This window comes from Pseudomonas sp. S2_E02, from assembly GCF_054668355.1.
Genome location: NZ_CP162761.1, coordinates 4,274,553 through 4,295,355 on the forward strand (window position 1 = coordinate 4,274,553; position 20,803 = coordinate 4,295,355).

Here is a 20,803-nt window from a genome sequence, read left to right on the forward strand (position 1 = left end):
GCTGTAAGACCTACCGCATTCGCGAGCAAGCTCGCTCCCACAAGGGAACTGCATTCACTTCAGCTCATTTATTCCAGGCATGAAAAAGCCCGCAGCGACGGCGGGCCTTTTCAGCAAGCCAGCGGCACGCCTCAGATAGGGCGGCTGCCGTACTTGTTGTCCGGCTTCTTGGGCGGATCGGCGACCACATTGGCCTCCACTTCCTGCACTTTTCCGCCACGCGACAGGAACTCTTCCATGGCCTTGGCCAGGGCGTCGCGTTCCTTGTTCTTGGCTTCAATGCTCGGCAATTCATCTACCGACACCGCGGCCTTGGCTTTGCCTTTGGCAGCCGGGGCCGGCGTATCGTCGCCACCATCGTCTTCAGCAACGTCTTCCGCTGCTGCTTCCAGACCTTCCTCGGCCTCGTCTTCGTCGCCTACTTCGAGGTCGTCGTTTTCCAGATCATCGTCGCTCATGTTCTACCTCATGACTTGCGAAAAGCAGATTAGTTATAGACCAGCTTTGGCAACTGTCGAAAGTCGCCGTTAAAAAATCAGTAACCATTGGTGACCAACGGTTTACGCCCCTTCACCGTGCAAGGTGGCGAGGACTTTTCGGGCACCGCCATGATCACGGTGCTCGCCCAGATAAACGCCTTGCCAGGTTCCCAGTGCCAGGCGACCTGCCGAAACCGGCAGACTGATCTGGCAGCCAAGCACGCTGGCCTTGAAGTGCGCCGGGAGGTCGTCCAGGCCTTCGTCGTTATGCTCATAGCCGTCTGTTCCTTGTGGGATCAGACGATTGAAAAATCGTTCGAAGTCGCGACGTACCGCCGGATCGGCGTTCTCGTTGATGGTCAACGACGCCGAGGTATGCTGCAGCCACAAATGCAACAGACCGACCCGGCACTCCCTGAGTTCAGGCAGCCCTTTGATCAACTCGTCCGTCACCAGATGAAAGCCCCGGGGCCGTGCCCGCAGGGTTATCAGAGTCTGTTGCCACATACAGTTCTCCGCACGTTCGGGGCGCATTCTAGCGCGCTCTGGGAAAAAACAAAGGCCCTAATATTCCTGCAATGATGTAAGCCATTGGCCGTAGAAAAACGCTCGTCGTAAACACGACCAAAGCCGTACGAAAAATCCTTTCAGCTGCTCTCTTTGCGACAAATTCCAGACAAAAAAATGCCCGGCGAACCGGGCAAGTTTTTTGCTGCGCGTACTTACAGGTTGTAGCCGCGTTCGTTGTGCTGTGCCAGATCGAGGCCGACCGATTCTTCTTCCTCGGTCACACGCAGACCCATCACAGCGTCCAGCACCTTGAGGATGATGAAGGTGACGATCGCGGTGTAGATCACCGTGAAGCCGACGCCTTTGCACTGAATCCACACTTGCGCGGCGATGTCGGTCACGGTGCCGAAACCACCCAGCGACGGAGCAGCGAATACGCCGGTGAGGATCGCGCCGAGGATACCGCCGATACCGTGTACGCCGAACGCGTCCAGGGAATCGTCATAACCGAGTTTGCGTTTAAGGGTGGTGGCGCAGAAGAAGCACACCACGCCTGCGGCCAGACCAATCACCAGTGCGCCCATCGGGCCCACGGTGCCGGCCGCCGGAGTAATCGCTACCAGACCGGCAACCACACCCGATGCGATACCCAGTGCGCTTGGCTTGCCGTGGGTGACCCACTCGGCAAACATCCAGCCCAGCGCGGCAGCAGCGGTAGCAATCTGAGTGACCAGCATAGCCATACCGGCAGTGCCGTTGGCCGCCGCAGCGGAACCGGCGTTGAAGCCGAACCAGCCGACCCACAGCATCGCCGCGCCCATCAGGGTGTAACCGAGGTTGTGCGGAGCCATCGGCGTGGTCGGGAAGCCTTTGCGCTTGCCCAATACCAGGCAGGCAATCAGACCAGCCACACCGGCGTTGATGTGCACCACGGTGCCGCCCGCGAAGTCGAGTACGCCCCAGTCCCACATCAGGCCGCCGTTGCCGGACCAGACCATGTGCGCGATCGGTGCATAAACCAGGGTGAACCAGACGCCCATGAAGATCAGCATCGCGGAGAACTTCATCCGCTCGGCGAACGCACCGACGATCAGCGCCGGGGTGATGATCGCGAAGGTCATCTGGAAGGTGATGAACACCGCCTCAGGGAACAGCGCCGCTGGGCCGGTCAGGCTCGACGGCGTGACACCGGCGAGGAACGCCTTGCCCATGCCGCCGAAGAACGAGTTGAAGTTGACGACGCCCTGCTCCATGCCGGTGGTGTCGAACGCAATGCTGTAGCCATAAATGACCCACAGGATGCTGATCAGACCGGTAATGGCGAAGCACTGCATCATCACGGAAAGAATGTTTTTCGAGCGAACCATGCCGCCGTAGAACAGCGCCAGGCCCGGGATGGTCATGAACAGCACGAGGGCTGTCGAGGTGAGCATCCAGGCAGTGTCGCCGGAATTGAGGACCGGGGCCGCCACTTCGTCTGCCGCCATTGCAAGGCTTGGCATTACGATGGACAACAGGGCTCCTAGCCCTGCGAATTTACGCAGAGTCATATTGTTTTCTCCTGGGGCGTTGGGGTTTGTGGCGGCGCTTAGATCGCGTCGGTATCGGTTTCGCCGGTACGGATGCGAATCGCCTGTTCCAGATTGACCACGAAGATCTTGCCGTCACCGATCTTGCCGGTGTTGGCCGCTTTGGTTATCGCCTCGATAACCCGATCCAGATCCTTGTCGTCGATGGCCACGTCGATTTTCACCTTGGGCAGAAAATCGACCACATATTCCGCGCCGCGATACAGCTCGGTGTGACCCTTCTGCCGGCCGAAGCCTTTGACTTCAGTAACGGTAATGCCCTGCACGCCGATTTCGGACAGCGACTCGCGCACGTCGTCCAACTTGAACGGCTTGATGATGGCAGTGACTAGCTTCATGAAACTCTCTCCCGAATTGGTGGACTTGCCCCAGGAAAACAAACCCGACTCAAGTCTAAGCGCAGTGCCTGGCTTTGTAACGCATCGTCGGCCTTACCTGCCCGACTGACGCCAGCTAACCGCTGCCGACGAAACTCCCCGCTCCGTCTGCCGCACTGCATTCGTCACAGCGACTGCATCAGTGCATGGGTCACTACCGACTAAGCAGAAAGCTTGCCATCTCGCCAAATTCCCCTGATTTCAATCCCTTGGCCGCTGCCACAGGCGTTAGCGCGAAAAAGGCCCGACGGTTACGCACAACAACGGTGCGTCGCCGCCCGCCCTCTTGCGCGAAAAGCGTGCATCCATGCCTACATCAGTGACTATAGACACTGCGTGATACACTGCCCGCCACTGTTTACAGGACACATTCCATGCTCGCGCCCAAAGACTTCCTCGACGCCCTGAGCGGCACCGCCTCCCGCCTGTTCAACGGCGACACCCCGCTGCCGAAAGCCGAAATCGAAAGCCAGTTCAAGATGCTGCTGCAGAGTGCCTTCAGCAAACTCGACCTGGTCAGCCGTGAAGAGTTTGATAGTCAGATGGTTGTGTTGGCGCGTACTCGCGCACGCCTTGAGAGCCTTGAAGCCAAGGTTGCCGAGATGGAAGCGAAGCTGACGCCGCCCGCGGAATAATCCGCGCCCCCTGTAGGAGCTGCCGAAGGCTGCGATCTTTTGATCTCCAGCCCTTCAACCATCCCGGCAACGTCCTACAACCTGAATGACCGCCGTCCGATTGCGCCGAAAAGCCCAGGTTTCTAAGCTCACCCGATGCTGAATGTTCAGCAGCGGGTTTGGCGACCCGAACAGCTTAAGGCGCACGACAACCATGATGGCGGCTACATTTACCGCCACATCGTTTCATGGCGGTTGTGCGTGGGAGACCTTCGGGTCTGCCGGGTTCCTTTTGCTCCGGTTCGCCAACCCGCGTACAACTGCCACCCAATCGTTTGGCGACGATTGAGGGCAGCCCCTTAAGCAAGAGGAACTGCTCAATGAATCAAGAAGAGACTTATCTGACCCCGCACATCTTTACCCGCCACAAACTCCCCCTCCACGCCCTCCTCATCCAGAACCAACCCTGGTTCTGCGCCCGAGACCTGAGTCGCCTGCTACACATCTACCTCAACGAACGCATGCTGCGAAAACTCGACCCCGACCAATACCAGACCCGCAAAACCCTGATCCACAATCAAATCGAAAACACCCTGCTGATCAGCGAATCCGGCATCTACGCCCTCCTCGTCTACCACTACTGCCCCGAATACCGAGCGCTACGCGAATGGCTCACCCACCAGGTCATCCCCACCCTGCGCGACGCCCAACACCCCACCACAAGCGAACGCCCACACCTGAGCCTGCTCAGTTGGCCGGACATGTCTTTGAGTTTGTTGCACTGGAATAACCAGCCGTGGATACGGCTGCAGGATGTGCCGTTGATGGTGGTGGAACGGGAACAGACCAAGCGCCCAATGACGGGGCCATGGTGGAAAAGGGCTTCGCGGATGCTGCAATCGCTATAAACCCGCATGCCGGAGCTGGACCCTGCGCAAATCGTAAGTCGATTGCAGATTCATCCAGAACTCAGGCGTAGTGTTGAGATGAGAGGCAAGGCTGATTGCCAGATCGGCGCAGATCCTGAGCTGGCATTTCACAAGCTTTTCGATCTCACTTTCGGGCCATTTCGTGGGCATGGCCAGATCCATGACAGTCATGCCCAACGGCTCCATGAATTCCTTACTCAGAACCTCGCCCGGATGAATCGGGCGCATACCATTGCGGTCCATTGTTCGCCTCCAGAGACTGCGTTGAGTGGCCAAACTGGAGCATCCGACTCCGCGATACAAGACCGTCGAAACCCTTTCGCCGACGTCCTACAACTATTAGGGCATTGCCCTACAAACATCAGAGTCTGCGCCCAGTTACGCAGCCCTTACGCATGTCATTACATTGGCAAACGAAATACGCCCATCAAAATGGAGGTATCTGTGAAGGATAAGAAGAGGAAGGAAAAGCTATTTCAGATTGTTGATTTGCACCTCGAAGCACTCCGTTTGGCTGGGGATATGTCAGCCAACCAACGGCGATTTATTGAAGTTGCTGTTACATGTGGGCCAGCGCTTGAGCCAAGCGGCGCGCTGGCCGGTAGAAGGTCCTGAGTGAAAAATAAAAAAGGCGTCCATAGGACGCCTTTTTTTGTTCGGAGGAATAGTCGCAGCGATTCTTTAGCTCCTGGCTTTACGGCCTTGGGTTCAGAATCCGACAGGCTAGCCCGTCGTCACTACTTCAGAGAAACCAGCTTTCTCTGCTGCCAAAAATGCGGGGGAGCTTTTGCTGGTGCCCAGTCCCGACGAATGCGCAGTTGCAGTCCTCGAACGTGAGGATCCTTCAGTACCGCTCAGGAGTCAAAGCTCATTTACGATCGAGAGCAGCGCAAAACCCTCATCCATGCCGGTATAAGGTATTGCCTCTCCGCCCTCTCACAATCTGAACTGGCCATCTCCAACGTCCTTCACTAACGCAAGCACAGTCCTACGAGGACCGTCCCCTACGTCTGATTACGTAAGCATCAATGCCTTCGATATCGTCTGCAAATTGATCCCACAGAACAAGACGATGCGAAGAAAAGGCAAAGGTACCGAACTTCGAAATCAGACACTCAAATCTGAATCCCGAAAACTCGCACATCAAACAATGTCCATGGACCCAGAAGCCCTGGCAGCTGGAGTTGATGCTCTATCACTCAGGATCGATCCGATTACTCCAGTAGCAATCAACGCATTCCACCAGTGGACCGGCCCCGTTGGGTATCCATGGGACGCTGTTTTGGACTGGAAGACCAAAGATGCAAAAGGGCTGGACTTGGCGTTCTGGTACGAAGAAGAACTGTGCGGACTGTGCTACGCAACGCCGCGAAGAAGCACGATCTGCATGAAAATCGTCCTTTTGCAGGGACACACCTGCAAGACGAATACCTTGCGGGGCTGGATCGCTCCGATGGCATTGCTGACAACAGAGTTCTACGCCCGGAAGCTGGGGTGCACACAAATCGAAGTACAAGAGCCAGATTCAGGTGCCATCCCTTACTATCAAACGCTGGGATTTTATTTTGATACAACCGGTCGCCTTGTCTTTCCATTGGACGACCAATAAGATCGAATCAAGCATCCCGGCACGTGAGGTGTTTATGAAGCAGAAGAAGCAGAAAACCCAACCGGCACGGGTTTCCAAACCGGGTACCGAGGAACTCGGTTTGCCGGACAGAGTTTCAGCCAGTCAGCGGCATTTTCTGAAAGTGGCCGCGACCTATGGCAAGGAAATGGAGCCCGATGGTTGGCTCGCCGGTGGTGGAACCTGAGTACCGCAAAAATGACCGCCAAACAGGCGGTTTTTTTATGCCTGAGGATTAGTGCCTTCAGCAACATCCAGTGAAAGTTCGCCCTTAAAACTGTCCGACCAACGCCCTCTCCCCAGACTACCCTTCAAAAACCCGCAGGAAGCGGCCCCCGATTCAGCTCAAGGAACGACCATGTCCCTCTCCATCGTCCACAGTCGCGCCCAGATTGGCGTGGAAGCCCCCGCTGTCACCGTCGAAGTCCATCTGGCCAACGGTCTGCCGTCGCTGACCATGGTCGGCCTGCCCGAGGCGGCGGTGAAGGAGAGCAAGGACCGGGTGCGCAGCGCGATCATCAATTCCGGGCTGCAGTTTCCGGCGCGGCGGATCACTTTGAATCTGGCGCCGGCGGATCTGCCCAAGGATGGCGGGCGGTTTGATCTGGCGATTGCCTTGGGGATTCTGTCGGCGAGTGTGCAGGTGCCGTGTCTGACGCTGGACGATGTGGAATGTCTGGGAGAGTTGGCATTGTCCGGCGCAGTAAGGGCGGTGCGCGGGGTTTTGCCGGCAGCATTGGCGGCGCGCAAGGCGGGGCGTGCGCTGGTGGTGCCGCGGGCGAATGCCGAAGAGGCCTGCCTGGCCTCGGGGTTGAAAGTGTTTGCGGTGGATCATTTACTGGAGGCGGTGGCGCATTTCAATGGGCATACGCCGGTTGAACCTTATGTCTCCGACGGGCTGATGCATGCCAGCAAGCCTTATCCCGACTTGAATGAAGTACAGGGGCAAGTGGCAGCGAAACGAGCGTTGCTGATTGCTGCTGCTGGTGCCCATAACTTGCTGTTCAGCGGGCCGCCGGGGACGGGTAAGACATTGTTGGCGAGTCGCCTGCCGGGGCTGTTGCCGCCGCTGGCCGAAAGTGAGGCACTTGAAGTGGCGGCGATTCAGTCCGTCGCCAGTGGCGCACCGCTGACCCATTGGCCGCAGCGTCCCTTCCGTCAACCGCACCACTCGGCATCCGGGCCGGCACTGGTCGGCGGCAGTTCGAAACCGCAACCCGGTGAGATTACCCTCGCCCACCATGGCGTGCTGTTTCTCGATGAGCTTCCGGAGTTTGATCGCAAGGTCTTGGAGGTTTTACGCGAGCCTTTGGAGTCGGGTCATATTGTGATTTCCCGAGCCAAGGATCGCGTACGTTTTCCCGCGCGCTTCCAATTGGTGGCGGCGATGAACCCGTGCCCCTGTGGATATCTTGGCGAGCCGAGCGGCAAGTGCTCGTGCACACCGGACATGGTGCAGCGCTATCGCAACAAGCTTTCGGGGCCGTTGTTGGATCGGATTGATCTGCACCTGACGGTGGCGCGGGAAGCGACGGCGTTGAACCCGCAGGTAAAGCCGGGAGAAGACAGCGCCAGCGCCGCAGCGTTGGTGGCCGAGGCGCGAGAACGGCAGCAAAAGCGTCAAGGCTGCGCCAATGCGTTTCTCGATCTGCCGGGATTGAAGCGACACTGCAAGTTATCCACAGTCGACGAAGCCTGGTTGGAGTCGGCCTGTGAGCGTTTAACGCTATCGCTGCGTTCCGCGCACCGGCTTCTCAAGGTCGCCCGCACGCTGGCAGACCTTGAGCAAGTCGATGCAATCAAGCGTGAGCACTTGGCCGAGGCGCTGCAATATCGGCCGGCGACACCTTAATGCTCGGTCAGATCCACCAGCGGCGTCTGCCGCACTTCAGTTTCGCGCCCAGACTGAATCTCGCTCACACGCTTCAAGGCGTTATCCACAGCACCTTTGTCCGCGAGCAGACTGTAGCTGATCTGGAACTGTTTTTGTTCTTTGGGCGCGATGGTCGGCACCAGATTCAGCGGACGCTGATAGCGACGGTTGTAGGAAAAACTGGTTCCCGGCTCCAGCCCGGTGACATAGCCCTGGCCTTGAGTGTCAGTGTTTTTCCACAGGGAGAACACCGGCAACTGCTGGGTATTGAAGCCAACGGAAACACCGAGGCTGCCCGCTTTGTTATGCAGAACAGTCAGGGTTTCGCCTTTGGCGTCGGCGTAAGGCACGACGTTGTAGACGGTTTCGTCATAGTCCTTGGTCGGCGCGCGATAGGTCTGCCAGTCCGCAAGATCACCCTTGGCCTTGTCGTTGAAAGGCGAGACCTGTTTTACCGGTGCAGCAAAACGGGCGCCTTGCTCGAGAAACGGCGTACTGAAGTTGCTGTGATACAGCGCCTGGTATTCCTTCGGATAATCACCGTTGTTGGTCAGCGTGTCATTGAGGGCGAAACGCGCAGTGCCGGGTTCGGTGACCAGCTCGGTGACGACCGAGAAATCGACTTTCTTGAACGCCTGCTCCTTCAGCTCGCCGCGCAGGCTGATGGCGTAGGGCGGCTTTTCATCGATGTGCAGGGTGACGGCGCTGGCCGGGATGTTGGCGGCGCGGCCGTGCAAGGTCAGCAGTTCGCCATTGTCGATGCCGGGATGGCCGACCCATTCGTAACCGCAGCGGGCGACCAGTTCATTGAAGCCCTCCAGCCAACCCAGCCCACCACGCCCGTTGAGCTCGATAAAGGCCGGGTTGACCACGTCCTTGACCGGCGAATCCCAACCCATCCGCACGTCGCCGACAGAAGCCTGCAAGACGTTCATGCCTCGGGTGGGCACCACCGAGAGTTTCATTGTGCCGTTATCGATATCAACAATGCTGACGCCTTCCTGCCGCCCACCGTGCAAGGTACGCAGGCTCACGGAGAAGGGTTTGGCGGTTTTCACGCCGAGCTGCTCACTGGTGATGGTCCAGTTTTGCGCGGGCTTGTTGGTATCGAGAAGGACGTAATCCCAAGCCATGGCGTGGGAAGCAGCAGAGAATGCGCCGAGGGCGACGGCGAGTTTGAGCGGGGTCATGGCAGCAGCCTTTATTGGAGTTGTGCCATTTTTATAGCGCTGCGGAAACGTTTCAGCAAGTGTAGCGGAGCTTGCGATCGTGTGATTTATCAAGAATTGGCATGGATGCATTCGCGAGCAAGCTCGCTCCCACAAGGTTTTCGGGTGTTCACACAATTTGTGAGCTACCCCGGAAAATGTGGGAGCGAGCTTGCTCGCGAAAGCTATATCAAGGCTGTATCAACGGAAGCGATCAACCTCGGAACGCAAATCCGCCGCCAGTTTCTCCAGCTCTTTAGCCGTCACCGCCAGGTTCGACACAACCTCACGCTGCTCACTGTTGGCCAGCGCAATGCTCTGCAAATTGCTGCTCAACAACGTCGCGGTGCTGCTCTGCTCCTGAGTGGCCGTGGTAATCGCGGCAAACTGCTGTCCCGCCGAACGGCTCTGTTCATCGATTCGCGCCAGCGCCGACGCCACGTTGGCGTTGCGCGACAAGCCTTCCTGCATCAGCACATTGCCCTGCTCCATGGTGCTGATCGCGTTGCCGGTTTCCTGCTGGATGCTGTGGATCATGCTGGAAATTTCATCAGTCGCCTGACGAGTACGCGAGGCCAGGCTGCGCACCTCATCGGCCACCACAGCAAAGCCACGACCCTGCTCACCGGCACGGGCAGCTTCGATTGCTGCGTTAAGTGCCAGAAGGTTGGTCTGCTCGGCGATCGAGGTGATCACACCCACGATGCCGCCGATCTCCTGCGAGCGCTGGCCAAGGGTGTTGATCACCGTCGCAGTGCTATTCAGGGCGCCAGCGATTTGCTCCAGCGAGGACGACGCTTCTTCCATCGAGCTGCGGCCAATCTGCGTTTGCTGGGCATTTTCCTGCGCCAGACGCTGGGTCGCGCCCATGTTGTCGGCGATGTTCAACGACGTCGCACTGAACTCTTCCACCGCGCCGGCCATGCTGGTGATTTCGCCAGATTGTTGCTCCATGCCTTCATACGCACCACCGGACAAACCGGACAGGGCCTGGGCACGGCTATTGACCTCTTCCGAAGAGCGGCGGATGTGCTCGACCATGGTCGACAGCGCCTGGCTCATCTGGTTGAACGCGCGCGACAACTGACCGATTTCATCGTTGCTCGATACGTTCAGGCGAACGCTCAGATCACCGGCGCCCAAGGCCTCGGCCTGACGCACCAGATCCCCCAGAGGCGCCAGTTTGCTGCGCAGCAGCCAGACCACAGATCCGACCGCCAGCAGCATCGCCAACAGACTGCCAATGGCCAGTTGCGTACCCACGCTCCAGGTCACCGCGCGGATCTCGGCTTTCGGCATGCTCGCCACGACCGACCATGGCCCGCCATCGAACGGCACGGCAATGCTGTAGAAATCTTCCGAGGTGTCGCTCCAGAACTCACCCTTGCCCGGCTTTGCAGCCAAACCTTTGATCACCGGAACGGCTTGGTCCAGCGCCTGCACCCCCGCCGGCGCGACCAGCCATTTGTTTTGCTCGTCGAGCAACGCCAGCGAACCGCTCTGGCCAATGCGGAAGCGCTTGAGGTTATCGAACTGGATGTTCTGCGCGTCGGTGTAATCGAAGCCGACGAACAGCACCGCAATCACCTTGCCGCTGCCATCGCGCACCGGGGTGTATTGGGTCATGTAGGAGCGATCGAACAGCAAGGCGCGACCGACGTAACCCTGCCCCGCCATCAACTTCGCGTAGGCCGGGTGCGCGTGATCGAGCAAGGTGCCGATGGCACGGGTGCCATCCTGTTTGGTCAGCGAAGTGCTGACGCGGATGAAGTCTTCGCCGCTGCGCACGAACAGTGTGGCGACGCCGGCGGTCATCTGCTTGAACTCGTCGACTTCCTTGAAGTTGTTGTTCAGCACTTCGCTGCCCAGATGCAGACCCGGGGTCTGGGTGCCGGCAACATTCACCGGCTCACTCGGGTGAATGCTCAGACCTGCGCTAAAGCGCTTCTCGAACAGCCCGCTCAGGCGCTGGGTGCTTTCACGCAGCGTGCCGTGGAAGGTGCTCAGTTGGTCGGCCAGCAGCCGCGCCTCACTGGCCAGATGCTCTTCACGAGTGGCGAGGTTGGCGGAGTCCAGCGAACGCAAGGCGAACACCGTACTGCCACTGATAACTATCGCCAGTATTACAGCGAGCGCGAGGCCCAGCTGCGAGGCGATCCGAGCGCGAGGTTGAGACATGGACAGCTCCTGGCCGAGCCACGGGATCCTCCTTGATCTCGACTCGGAAATTTTTCTGGTTGTGGGGGTGAATCGTGGATACCGGCACGACGGTTCCACAAGCACGTATTCGGCGGTGGATCCAAATACTTGAGCGGAAAACAAGGTTATGGCACAAGGCCGGCATTGTGGCGGCTCTAACGTTTCAGCTCAAGCGCACGACCGCCGGCAACTCCATGGCGCGGACTTCGCTTTGCAGAAAGTCGCTGAGACGGCGCAAACGTTCACCTCCCGGGCGGGTCTTTGGCCACACAAGGTAGTAATTCAAGCCGCTGGCGACCGCGGTTGGCCACGGCAGGCTCAGCCTTCCCTGCGCCACATCTTCGGCGACCATTAACAGGTCGCCCATCGACACACCGTACCCGCGCGCCGCCGCGATCATGCCCAATTCGAGGGTATCGAACACTTGCCCACCCTTGAGTGACACCTGATCGGACAGCCCCATGTGTTCCAGCCAACTGCGCCAATCGCGACGGTCCGGTGTCGGGTGAAGTAATTCGGTGCAAGCCAGTCGAGCCAGATCCCACGGCTGATCATTCAGCAGGTTCGGCGCCCCCACCGGAATCAGCTCTTCGGGAAACAATAAACTCGCCTCCCAATCCGGCGGAAAATGCCCGTCACTCAACAAAACAGCGCAGTCGAAAGGCTCATCGTTGAAATCCACCGAATCGACGTCCATCCACGCACTGGTCAGTTGCACTTCGTTGCCAGGCTGCAAATGGCGGAAGCGACTCAGGCGCGCGAGCAACCAGCGCATGGTCAGGGTCGAGGGCGCTTTCATGCGCAAAATGTCGTCCTCGGCACGCAAGGTATTGCAGGCCCGCTCCAGCGCACTGAAGCCTTCGCGGATCCCGGGCAGCAGCAACCGCGCCGCTTCGGTCAGTTGCAGATTGCGCCCGCTGCGATGAAACAGCCGACAGGCGAAGTGATCTTCGAGGGTCCGAATATGCCGACTTACCGCACTCTGGGTGATCGACAATTCCTCGGCAGCCCGGGTGAACGAACTATGTCGCGCCGCCGCTTCAAATGCGCGCAGGGCATACAAGGGAGGAAGACGACGAGACATGCAGAAAGCTCCGATAGCGGGATAAAGCCAATCTTAAACCGTTTACCTAGGATGAGTTTTAATCATGCCACCCATCCTTTTTATCCCTTTGTGCAAAGCCCGCCAAGCGCCGAGAATCGACGGTCTCCTGTTCCCTCTGAAATTGAGTGGTGATGACCATGCAGCATCCTGTGCGTACCGAACTCTGGGCCATTCTGCGGCTGGCAGGGCCGTTGATTGCTTCACAGTTGGCGCACATGTTGATGGTGCTGACTGACACGTTGATGATGGCGCGCCTGAGTCCTGAAGCGCTCGCGGGCGGCGGTCTCGGTGCGGCGACTTACTCGTTCGTGTCGATTTTCTGCATCGGCGTGATTGCAGCGGTCGGCACATTGGTGGCGATTCGCAAGGGCGCCGGCGACATCATTGGCGCTGCGCGTCTGACCCAGGCCGGGTTGTGGCTGGCGTGGCTGATGGCGCTGGGCGCCGGGTTGCTGCTGTGGAACCTGAAACCGGTGTTGCTGCTGTTCGGCCAGACCGAAACCAACGTCAACGCGGCCGGGCAATTCCTGATTGCCCTGCCCTTCGCCCTGCCCGGCTACCTCAGTTTCATGGCCCTGCGCGGTTTCACCAGTGCAATCGGCCGGGCGACACCGGTGATGGTCATCAGCCTGGCCGGCACGGTGGCGAATTTCCTGCTCAATTACGCGCTGATCACCGGCATGTTCGGTCTGCCGAAAATGGGCCTGACGGGCATCGGCCTGGTCACAGCGATTGTCGCCAATTGCATGGCGTTGGCGCTGGCCTGGCATATTCGCCGGCATCCGGCCTATGACGCTTATCCATTGCGCGAAGGCTTGTCGCGACCCAACCGACAGTACCTGAAAGAGCTGTGGCGCCTCGGCCTGCCAATCGGCGGCACCTACGCGGTGGAAGTCGGTTTGTTCGCCTTCGCGGCGCTGTGCATGGGCACCATGGGCAGCACGCAATTGGGCGCGCACCAGATTGCCCTGCAAATTGTCTCGGTGGCATTCATGGTGCCGGCGGGGATGTCGTACGCGATCACCATGCGCGTCGGCCAGCATTACGGCGCCGGGCAACTGAGTGATGCGCGGATGTCCGGACGGGTCGGGATCGTCTTCGGCGCCGTGGTGATGCTGGGTTTCGCCATGGTGTTCTGGCTGTTGCCGAACCAGTTGGTCGGGTTGTTCCTCGATCACAATGATCCGGCGTTTGCCGAGGTGATTCGCCTGGCGGTGAGCCTGCTGGCAGTGGCGGCGTGGTTCGAGCTGTTCGACGGCACGCAGACGATTGCCATGGGCTGCATTCGTGGCCTCAAGGATGCAAAGACCACGTTTCTGGTCGGGCTCGCTTGCTATTGGCTGATTGGCGCACCGGCGGCATGGTGGATGGCGTTCCATTTGAACTGGGGGCCGACGGGTGTCTGGTGGGGATTGGCGCTGGGCCTGGCGTGTGCGGCGGTGAGTTTGACGCTGGCGTTTGAATGGAAGATGAAGCGGATGATTCGGCTGGAGCCGCAATCTCGGGGCTTCAACATCCCTCAACCTGAATGAAGTTCCCCTGTGGGAGCGAGCTTGCTCGCGAAAGCGGTGTACCTGACACATGTGTATTGAATGTGTCGCAGCCTTCGCGAGCAAGCTCGCTCCCACAGGGTTATGCGTTCAGCTCACGATTTCGAGGGCTGACTGTTGGCTTGAGCCGAAGGTTAGATATTCAACCAACTCCGCCAACGGCAACGGCCGGCTGATCAGATAACCCTGCACCTGATCGCAACCAAACCCGCGCAACAGTTCTAGCTGTTCAGGGGTTTCCACCCCCTCCGCCACCACTTCCAGATGCAGGTTGTGCGCGAGATTGATCATCGCGTGCACCAGTTTGCGGTTCTCTTCGCGCTGCTCCATGCCGCCGACAAAGCTTTTGTCGATCTTCAACAAGGTGATCGGCAGGCTGTTGAGGTGCACGAACGACGAGAACCCGGTGCCAAAGTCATCCAGCGAGAAGCGCACACCGAGACGGCCGAGAGCGTCCATGGTCTGCTTGACCAGATCGCTACGGCGCATCACGGCGGTTTCAGTCAGTTCGAATTCCAGCCACTGGGCCTCAACGCCACGCTCGGCAATCAACCGGCTCAGCGTCGGCAACAACTGACTGTCTTGAAACTGGCGGAACGACAGGTTGATCGCCATGTGCAGCGCCGGCAGTCCGCGCTCGCGCAACGCCTGCATGTCACGCAAGGCCCGGGAAATCACCCAGTAACCCAGCGGCACAATCAAACCGCTCTGCTCGGCCAAAGGGACAAATTCACTCGGCGGCAGCAAACCGCGCTCGCCATGACGCCAGCGCACCAACGCTTCGAGGCCGACAATCTGGCCATCCTCAAGATTCAGGCGTGGCTGGTAATGCAATTCCAGCTCATCGCGACGCAACGCTCGGCGTAGCTCGCTTTCGAGGTCGGCCATGCTCCGCGCATTGCGGTTGATCCGTTCGTTGAAGATATGGAAGGTGCAGCCCTGGGTGCTCTTGGCCTGCTGCATGGCGATGTGGGCGTGCCACATCAGCGGATCAGCGCCGCCCTGCGCACGGGCGTGGGCGATGCCGAGACTGGAGCCGATCAGCAGGCTTTCGCCATCGACCCAATACGGTTCGGCGAGCGCTTCGGTGATGCGTTCGGCCATCCACTCGGCGCGCTGCGGTGCACGGCGGGTGTCGATCAGCAGGGCAAACTCATCGCTGCCCAGACGCGCCAATTGATCACCGGCTTCGAGCTGACTTTTCAGCCGTGCGACCACTTGCAGGATCAAGCGATCGCCCGCCTGATGGCCAAGCGCATCGTTGGCGTGGCGGAAGTTGTCGAGATCGAGATGCCCGAGGGCCAGGCCGCGACCGTCGTTTTCCGCGAGGCGCGCAGCAAGCAAGGTCTGGAAACCCTGACGGTTGGCGATGCCGGTCAGCGGATCCTGCTCGGCGAGGCGTTGCAGGGTGTTTTCGAGAACGCCGCGTTCGCGCACATGGCGCAGGCAGCGGCGCAGCATGCCGGCGTCGAGGGCGTCGAACACCAGCCAGTCACTGACGCCAACCGGCGCGGTGTCCGGTTCATGTTCCAGCAGCAAGACCGTCGGCAGGCTGCAACGGCCCGGTGCCGGTTGCAATGCCGGAAGGGTCAACAACACCGCATGGCGGTTGTCTTCGAACAAACTGCTGACCGAATCCCAGCTCGGCGCGCTGATCAGCACCGCCGCGCTCCCCATCGGAGCCAGACACTCACGCAATAACGCTGTCCACGCTGGCTCTTCGGCCAGTAGCAGCAAACGCAAGGGTTCGACAGGCGTAGACAAGCTAGCTCCCTAGACTCTGCAATGATGTGGGCGGGGCATTATGCCGTTGCGCCGTTCAATGACCAAATGACAACGGTTATCAAAACGTTATTTTGTGTCACGAATGAGAACATTAGCCGCAAAATCACCGCGCATCCTCCGCGAAAGTAACAAAACCGGCAAATTTGAATCGCGTGGTACGTCACAAGTCGGAGAGAGCAGCACAAATCGCTGAGCCTGTTAAAATGCCGGCCCATTTCGTCAACGACTCCCGAATTTTCGTATGTCCCGACTCAATCCCCGGCAGCAAGAAGCCGTGAACTACGTCGGCGGCCCTCTATTGGTGCTCGCCGGTGCTGGCTCCGGCAAAACCAGCGTGATCACGCGCAAAATCGCGCACCTGATCCAGAACTGCGGCATCCGTGCCCAGTACATCGTCGCCATGACCTTTACCAACAAGGCCGCGCGCGAGATGAAAGAGCGGGTCGGCACTCTGCTGCGGGCCGGCGAAGGTCGCGGCCTGACCGTCTGCACGTTCCACAACCTCGGTCTGAACATCATCCGCAAGGAACACGTGCGGCTGGGCTACAAACCCGGTTTCTCGATCTTTGACGAGACCGATGTAAAAGCGCTGATGACCGACATCATGCAGAAGGAATACGCGGGGGACGACGGCGTCGACGAGATCAAGAACATGATCGGCGCCTGGAAAAACGACCTGATCCTGCCGCCTCAGGCGCTGGAGAACGCGCGCAATCCCAAGGAACAGACCGCCGCCATCGTCTACACCCACTACCAGCGCACGCTGAAAGCGTTCAACGCGGTGGACTTCGACGACCTGATCCTGCTGCCGGTAAAACTCTTCGAAGAACATGCCGACATCCTCGAAAAGTGGCAGAACAAGGTCCGTTACCTGTTGGTCGACGAATACCAGGACACCAACGCCAGCCAATACCTGCTGGTAAAAATGCTCATCGGCAAGCGCAACCAGTTCACCGTGGTCGGCGACGACGACCAGTCGATCTACGCCTGGCGCGGTGCGCGGCCGGAAAACCTGATGCTGCTCAAGGACGACTATCCGTCCTTGAAAGTGGTGATGCTCGAGCAGAACTACCGCTCCACCAGCCGCATCCTGCGCTGCGCCAACGTGCTCATCTCGAACAACCCGCACGAATTCGAAAAGCAGCTGTGGAGCGAGATGGGCCACGGCGACGAGATCCGCGTGATCCGCTGCCGCAACGAGGACGCCGAAGCCGAGCGCGTGGCCATGGAAATTCTCAGCCTGCACTTGCGCACCGACCGTCCGTACAGCGATTTCGCCATCCTTTATCGCGGCAACTACCAGGCCAAGCTGATCGAACTGAAGCTGCAGCACCACCAGGTGCCGTATCGCCTGAGCGGCGGCAACAGCTTCTTCGGCCGCCAGGAAGTGAAGGACCTGATGGCCTACTTCCGCCTGATCGTCAACCCGGATGACGACAACGCCTTCCTGCGGGTGATCAACGTACCGCGCCGCGAAATCGGCTCGACCACCCTGGAAAAACTCGGCAACTACGCCACCGAACGCAAAATCTCGATGTACGCCGCCACCGACGAAATCGGTCTGGGCGAGCATCTGGACAGCCGCTTCACCGATCGCCTGTCGCGCTTCAAGCGCTTCATGGACAAGGTCCGTGAGCAATGCGCCGGCGAGGATCCGATCTCGGCGCTGCGCAGCATGGTCATGGACATCGACTATGAGAACTGGCTGCGCACCAACAGCTCCAGCGACAAGGCGGCCGATTACCGGATGAGCAACGTCTGGTTCCTGATCGAGGCGTTGAAAAACACCCTTGAAAAGGACGAAGAAGGCGAAATGACCGTCGAGGATGCCATCGGCAAACTGGTCCTGCGCGACATGCTCGAACGTCAGCAGGAAGAGGAGGATGGCGCCGAAGGCGTGCAGATGATGACGCTGCATGCGTCCAAGGGTCTGGAATTCCCTTACGTGTTCATCATGGGCATGGAAGAGGAAATCCTCCCGCACCGCTCCAGCATCGAAGCCGACACCATCGAAGAGGAACGCCGCCTGGCCTACGTGGGCATCACCCGCGCGCGTCAGACCCTGGCCTTCACCTTCGCCGCCAAGCGCAAGCAGTACGGCGAGATCATCGACTGCGCGCCCAGCCGCTTCCTCGATGAGCTGCCGCCGGACGATCTGGCGTGGGAAGGCAACGACGACACACCGACCGAAGTCAAAGCCGTGCGCGGCAACAACGCATTGGCCGATATACGCGCGATGTTAAAGCGCTAGAATTGACCACTTTTTTTACTAGACCTTCGGCGCACAAAGCGCCAAAAGAGGACAGCTTCATGGAAGCATTGCACCAGAAAATCCGCGAACAAGGCATTGTGCTTTCCGACCAGGTCCTGAAGGTCGACGCCTTCCTGAACCACCAGATCGACCCGGCCCTGATGAAGCTGATCGGCGACGAATTCGCCTCGCTGTTCAAGGACTCGGGCATCACCAAGATCGTCACCATCGAGGCCTCAGGGATAGCCCCTGCGATCATGACCGGTCTGAACCTCGGCGTGCCGGTGATCTTCGCCCGCAAGCAACAGTCCCTGACCCTGACGGAAAACCTGCTGTCGGCGACCGTTTACTCGTTCACCAAGAAGACCGAAAGCACCGTGGCCATCTCCCCGCGCCACCTGACCAGCAGCGACCGCGTGCTGATCATCGACGACTTCCTGGCCAACGGTAAGGCGTCTCAAGCGCTGATCTCGATCATCAAGCAAGCCGGCGCGACCGTTGCCGGTCTGGGCATCGTGATCGAGAAGTCGTTCCAGGGCGGCCGCGCCGAGCTGGACTCGCAAGGCTACCGCGTTGAATCGCTGGCTCGGGTGAAATCGCTGAAAGATGGCGTGGTCACCTTCATCGAATAACCGCTGAAAGCCGCAAGCTCACCGCAATACCTGGCGGAGCGAGCTTGCTCGCGAAGGCGTCAGATCAGTCCCCTCTTCAGTGACTGACTAACCGCTTTTCGCGAGCAAGCTCGCTCCCACAGGTTTTTTGTCGCTTGTTACTGCGCGGTGGCTTTGAGGCCGGTGAGCAGCAGGCGTTGGAAGAGGTCTTCTTTCAGGCCTTCCGGGTTTGTCAGCTGCATGCGTTGAAGATGCTCGGGATACAGCGAAGCCTCCGGCGCATCGAGGGCCGCCTTGCCGAGTTCGAGGATTTCGGTGAGTTTGAATTTGCTCTTCAGCCAGTTCAGCGCCCGCAATAAATCCCGTTCGATCGCAGTGAAATCACAACCCAGCGGATACTCCGGAAACAGGTTCGGATGCCGGGCGGCGATCGCTTGCAGACGCTGCGGTGTGTTGTCGGCAAAGCGCGGATCAAGGCGAAAATCCTTTGGCAATTTGCCGACTTTTTGCGCTTGCTCAATCAGGCCCTGCTGGAAGCGGGAATCGCTGATATTCAGCAATGACTCGATCACCACCGCATCGGACTTGCCGCGCAGATCAGCGATGCCGTACTCGGTCACGACGATATCGCGCAAATGCCGTGGGATCGTGCAGTGGCCGTATTCCCAGACGATGTTGGAACTGACATCACCACCCGATTCACGCCAGCTACGCAGGATCAGAATCGATCGGGCATCGTGCAGTGCGTGGCCCTGCGCGACGAAGTTGTACTGCCCGCCGACACCGCTGAGCACGCGCCCGTCTTCCAGTTGATCCGCGACGCCCGCGCCCAACAACGTCATGGTGAACACGGTGTTGATGAAGCGCGCATCAAGTCGCTGCAGGCGCTTGAGTTCTTCCTGCCCGTACAGCTCGTTGATGTAGCTGATGCGGGTCATGTTGAATTCGAGGCGTTTGTTTTGCGGCAACTCGCGCAGGCGCTCGTAGAAGCTGCGCGGTCCGAGGAAGAAACCGCCATGCACCGAAATCCCGTCAGTCTGCGCGGCCTCGTCGAGTGTGCCGGCGTTGGCCTGTTCCTGCGTTGGCACATCCGGGTAGACCTTGCGCCGGATGATCCCGGCATCCGCCAGCACTAGCAGACCGTTGACGAACATTTCACTGCAGCCGTAAAGGCCCTTGGCGAACGGGCCGGTGCCGCCTTCGCGGTCGATCAATTGCGCCCACTGGCTGAGGTTGATGTCATTGAGTAACGCCGTGTATCCGGCGTTATCCGCCTGACGTGCGAGCAGTGCGGCGGTCAGCGCATCGCCCATCGAGCCGATGCCGATCTGCAATGTACCGCCGTCGCGCACCAGCGTGCTGGCGTGCAAGCCAATGAAATGATCCTGAAAGCCCACCGGCATGTTCGGCGTGGAAAACAGCGTGCTGCTGTCCTTCGCGTCGATCAGCAGGTCGAAGGTGTCGATATCGACTTCGGCATCACCGGGCATGTACGGCAGATCGGTGTGCACCTGACCGACCAGCAAAATGGTCTCCCCGGCGTGGCGGCGCTTGGCGATCATCGGCAACAGGTCGAGGGTGATGTCCGGGTTGCAGCTCAGGCTCAGACGATCCGGGTGTTCGCTGCTACTGGCGAGCAATTGCGCTACCAGATTCAGCCCGGCGGCGTTGATGTCGCGCGCGGCGTGGCTGTAGTTGCTGCTGACGTAATTCTGCTGGGCCGGCGCGCTGTTGAGCAGGCTGCCGGGCTGCATGAAAAACTGCTCGATGCGGATGTTGGCGGGCAGGCTGTCGCGGTGCAGGTCGCCAAGGAAATCGAACTCCGGGTAGTCACCGAAGACGCGTTCGACGAAGGGTTCGATAAAGCGCTTCTGCAAACCATCGCCCAGGTTCGGCCGGCCGAGGCACAGCGCGGTGTAGATCGTCAGTTGCCGCTCGGGCAGGCCTTTGATCCGCCGGTACAGCGCGTTGACGAAGTGATTGGGCTTGCCCAACCCCAGCGGCATGCCCATGTGGATATGCGCCGGCAACCGCGCCAGCACGTCGTCCACTGCCTGTTCGATCGAACACAACTGCACCATCTGAAGCCTCCTGCC

At 59.3% G+C, this 20,803-nt stretch carries 18 protein-coding genes; 8 read left to right on the forward strand and 10 right to left on the reverse strand.

What is annotated here, in order from left to right:
* Positions 1 to 131 precede the first annotated feature (131 nt).
* From sutA to glnK, 4 genes are all read right to left on the reverse strand, one after another.
* Positions 132 to 458, reverse strand: a complete 327-nt coding sequence (gene sutA / locus AB4O01_RS19290; protein WP_093429713.1) for a transcriptional regulator SutA — start codon at positions 456 to 458, stop codon at positions 132 to 134.
* Positions 459 to 560: 102 nt separating this feature from the next.
* Complete coding sequence (locus AB4O01_RS19295; protein WP_102901435.1) at positions 561 to 986, reverse strand: secondary thiamine-phosphate synthase enzyme YjbQ; 426 nt, start codon at positions 984 to 986, stop codon at positions 561 to 563.
* Positions 987 to 1,201: 215 nt separating this feature from the next.
* On the reverse strand, positions 1,202 to 2,539 hold the full coding sequence (locus AB4O01_RS19300; protein WP_186620136.1) for an ammonium transporter: 1,338 nt from the start codon (positions 2,537 to 2,539) through the stop codon (positions 1,202 to 1,204).
* 38 nt (positions 2,540 to 2,577) lie between these two features.
* Positions 2,578 to 2,916, reverse strand: coding sequence for a P-II family nitrogen regulator (glnK, locus tag AB4O01_RS19305; protein WP_002555808.1), 339 nt, complete (start codon positions 2,914 to 2,916; stop codon positions 2,578 to 2,580).
* A 413-nt stretch (positions 2,917 to 3,329) separates the two neighbouring features.
* Between glnK and AB4O01_RS19310 the strand changes: the two genes are divergently transcribed.
* Both AB4O01_RS19310 and AB4O01_RS19315 read left to right on the forward strand, forming a co-directional pair.
* On the forward strand, positions 3,330 to 3,590 hold the full coding sequence (locus tag AB4O01_RS19310) for an accessory factor UbiK family protein (protein WP_008086041.1): 261 nt from the start codon (positions 3,330 to 3,332) through the stop codon (positions 3,588 to 3,590).
* Positions 3,591 to 3,949: 359 nt separating this feature from the next.
* Positions 3,950 to 4,477 carry a BRO-N domain-containing protein gene (locus tag AB4O01_RS19315; RefSeq protein ID WP_460089252.1) on the forward strand — a complete coding sequence of 176 codons (528 nt, stop codon included), beginning with the start codon at positions 3,950 to 3,952 and terminating at the stop codon, positions 4,475 to 4,477.
* On the opposite strand, the gene AB4O01_RS19320 is transcribed toward AB4O01_RS19315, so the two are convergent.
* A complete protein-coding gene (locus tag AB4O01_RS19320; protein ID WP_460089253.1) occupies positions 4,472 to 4,741 on the reverse strand; it encodes a HigA family addiction module antitoxin in 270 nt (89 codons plus the stop codon). The two genes, AB4O01_RS19315 and AB4O01_RS19320, sit on opposite strands and share 6 nt — an antisense overlap.
* A gap of 913 nt (positions 4,742 to 5,654) precedes the next feature.
* Here AB4O01_RS19320 and AB4O01_RS19325 point away from each other — a divergent pair.
* The 3 genes from AB4O01_RS19325 to AB4O01_RS19335 all read left to right on the forward strand — a co-directional run bounded on the left by AB4O01_RS19325 (position 5,655) and on the right by AB4O01_RS19335 (position 7,977).
* Complete coding sequence (locus AB4O01_RS19325; protein WP_224794712.1) at positions 5,655 to 6,107, forward strand: N-acetyltransferase; 453 nt, start codon at positions 5,655 to 5,657, stop codon at positions 6,105 to 6,107.
* Between the two features lie 34 nt (positions 6,108 to 6,141).
* A complete protein-coding gene (locus AB4O01_RS19330; protein ID WP_163004674.1) occupies positions 6,142 to 6,312 on the forward strand; it encodes a hypothetical protein in 171 nt (56 codons plus the stop codon).
* Positions 6,313 to 6,483: 171 nt separating this feature from the next.
* A complete protein-coding gene (locus tag AB4O01_RS19335; protein WP_405122666.1) occupies positions 6,484 to 7,977 on the forward strand; it encodes a YifB family Mg chelatase-like AAA ATPase in 1,494 nt (497 codons plus the stop codon).
* Here AB4O01_RS19335 and AB4O01_RS19340 read toward each other — a convergent pair.
* The 3 genes from AB4O01_RS19340 to AB4O01_RS19350 all read right to left on the reverse strand — a co-directional run bounded on the left by AB4O01_RS19340 (position 7,974) and on the right by AB4O01_RS19350 (position 12,489).
* Positions 7,974 to 9,188: an aldose 1-epimerase family protein gene (locus AB4O01_RS19340; RefSeq protein ID WP_460089255.1), complete on the reverse strand. Its 1,215-nt coding sequence runs from the start codon at positions 9,186 to 9,188 to the stop codon at positions 7,974 to 7,976. The two genes, AB4O01_RS19335 and AB4O01_RS19340, sit on opposite strands and share 4 nt — an antisense overlap.
* Before the next feature lie 219 nt (positions 9,189 to 9,407).
* On the reverse strand, positions 9,408 to 11,384 hold the full coding sequence (locus AB4O01_RS19345; protein ID WP_007920409.1) for a methyl-accepting chemotaxis protein: 1,977 nt from the start codon (positions 11,382 to 11,384) through the stop codon (positions 9,408 to 9,410).
* A 184-nt stretch (positions 11,385 to 11,568) separates the two neighbouring features.
* Positions 11,569 to 12,489, reverse strand: coding sequence for a LysR substrate-binding domain-containing protein (locus AB4O01_RS19350; RefSeq protein WP_186620141.1), 921 nt, complete (start codon positions 12,487 to 12,489; stop codon positions 11,569 to 11,571).
* 158 nt (positions 12,490 to 12,647) lie between these two features.
* Here AB4O01_RS19350 and AB4O01_RS19355 point away from each other — a divergent pair, with 158 nt between their 5' ends.
* Complete coding sequence (locus AB4O01_RS19355; RefSeq protein ID WP_093429680.1) at positions 12,648 to 14,042, forward strand: NorM family multidrug efflux MATE transporter; 1,395 nt, start codon at positions 12,648 to 12,650, stop codon at positions 14,040 to 14,042.
* A gap of 108 nt (positions 14,043 to 14,150) precedes the next feature.
* Here AB4O01_RS19355 and AB4O01_RS19360 read toward each other — a convergent pair whose 3' ends face one another.
* On the reverse strand, positions 14,151 to 15,824 hold the full coding sequence (locus AB4O01_RS19360; RefSeq protein ID WP_093429679.1) for a putative bifunctional diguanylate cyclase/phosphodiesterase: 1,674 nt from the start codon (positions 15,822 to 15,824) through the stop codon (positions 14,151 to 14,153).
* A 262-nt stretch (positions 15,825 to 16,086) separates the two neighbouring features.
* Here AB4O01_RS19360 and rep point away from each other — a divergent pair, with 262 nt between their 5' ends.
* A complete protein-coding gene (rep, locus tag AB4O01_RS19365; protein ID WP_038359196.1) occupies positions 16,087 to 18,096 on the forward strand; it encodes a DNA helicase Rep in 2,010 nt (669 codons plus the stop codon).
* A 59-nt stretch (positions 18,097 to 18,155) separates the two neighbouring features.
* Positions 18,156 to 18,728 (forward strand): xanthine phosphoribosyltransferase, encoded by a 573-nt coding sequence (locus tag AB4O01_RS19370; protein WP_007920398.1) that lies wholly within the window; start codon positions 18,156 to 18,158, stop codon positions 18,726 to 18,728.
* Positions 18,729 to 18,865: 137 nt separating this feature from the next.
* On the opposite strand, the gene AB4O01_RS19375 is transcribed toward AB4O01_RS19370, so the two are convergent.
* Entirely contained in the window at positions 18,866 to 20,788 is a 1,923-nt protein-coding gene (locus AB4O01_RS19375) for an acetyl-CoA hydrolase/transferase C-terminal domain-containing protein (protein ID WP_460089258.1), read from the reverse strand.
* Positions 20,789 to 20,803 lie beyond the last annotated feature (15 nt).

Coding starts and splice junctions, on each gene's coding strand:
- sutA (WP_093429713.1), bottom strand. CDS start 458: ATGAGCGACGATGATCTGGAAAACGACGACCTCGAAGTAGGCGACGAA.
- AB4O01_RS19295 (WP_102901435.1), bottom strand. CDS start 986: ATGTGGCAACAGACTCTGATAACCCTGCGGGCACGGCCCCGGGGCTTT.
- AB4O01_RS19300 (WP_186620136.1), bottom strand. CDS start 2,539: ATGACTCTGCGTAAATTCGCAGGGCTAGGAGCCCTGTTGTCCATCGTA.
- glnK (WP_002555808.1), bottom strand. CDS start 2,916: ATGAAGCTAGTCACTGCCATCATCAAGCCGTTCAAGTTGGACGACGTG.
- AB4O01_RS19310 (WP_008086041.1), top strand. CDS start 3,330: ATGCTCGCGCCCAAAGACTTCCTCGACGCCCTGAGCGGCACCGCCTCC.
- AB4O01_RS19315 (WP_460089252.1), top strand. CDS start 3,950: ATGAATCAAGAAGAGACTTATCTGACCCCGCACATCTTTACCCGCCAC.
- AB4O01_RS19320 (WP_460089253.1), bottom strand. CDS start 4,741: ATGGACCGCAATGGTATGCGCCCGATTCATCCGGGCGAGGTTCTGAGT.
- AB4O01_RS19325 (WP_224794712.1), top strand. CDS start 5,655: ATGGACCCAGAAGCCCTGGCAGCTGGAGTTGATGCTCTATCACTCAGG.
- AB4O01_RS19330 (WP_163004674.1), top strand. CDS start 6,142: ATGAAGCAGAAGAAGCAGAAAACCCAACCGGCACGGGTTTCCAAACCG.
- AB4O01_RS19335 (WP_405122666.1), top strand. CDS start 6,484: ATGTCCCTCTCCATCGTCCACAGTCGCGCCCAGATTGGCGTGGAAGCC.
- AB4O01_RS19340 (WP_460089255.1), bottom strand. CDS start 9,188: ATGACCCCGCTCAAACTCGCCGTCGCCCTCGGCGCATTCTCTGCTGCT.
- AB4O01_RS19345 (WP_007920409.1), bottom strand. CDS start 11,384: ATGTCTCAACCTCGCGCTCGGATCGCCTCGCAGCTGGGCCTCGCGCTC.
- AB4O01_RS19350 (WP_186620141.1), bottom strand. CDS start 12,489: ATGTCTCGTCGTCTTCCTCCCTTGTATGCCCTGCGCGCATTTGAAGCG.
- AB4O01_RS19355 (WP_093429680.1), top strand. CDS start 12,648: ATGCAGCATCCTGTGCGTACCGAACTCTGGGCCATTCTGCGGCTGGCA.
- rep (WP_038359196.1), top strand. CDS start 16,087: ATGTCCCGACTCAATCCCCGGCAGCAAGAAGCCGTGAACTACGTCGGC.
- AB4O01_RS19370 (WP_007920398.1), top strand. CDS start 18,156: ATGGAAGCATTGCACCAGAAAATCCGCGAACAAGGCATTGTGCTTTCC.
- AB4O01_RS19375 (WP_460089258.1), bottom strand. CDS start 20,788: ATGGTGCAGTTGTGTTCGATCGAACAGGCAGTGGACGACGTGCTGGCG.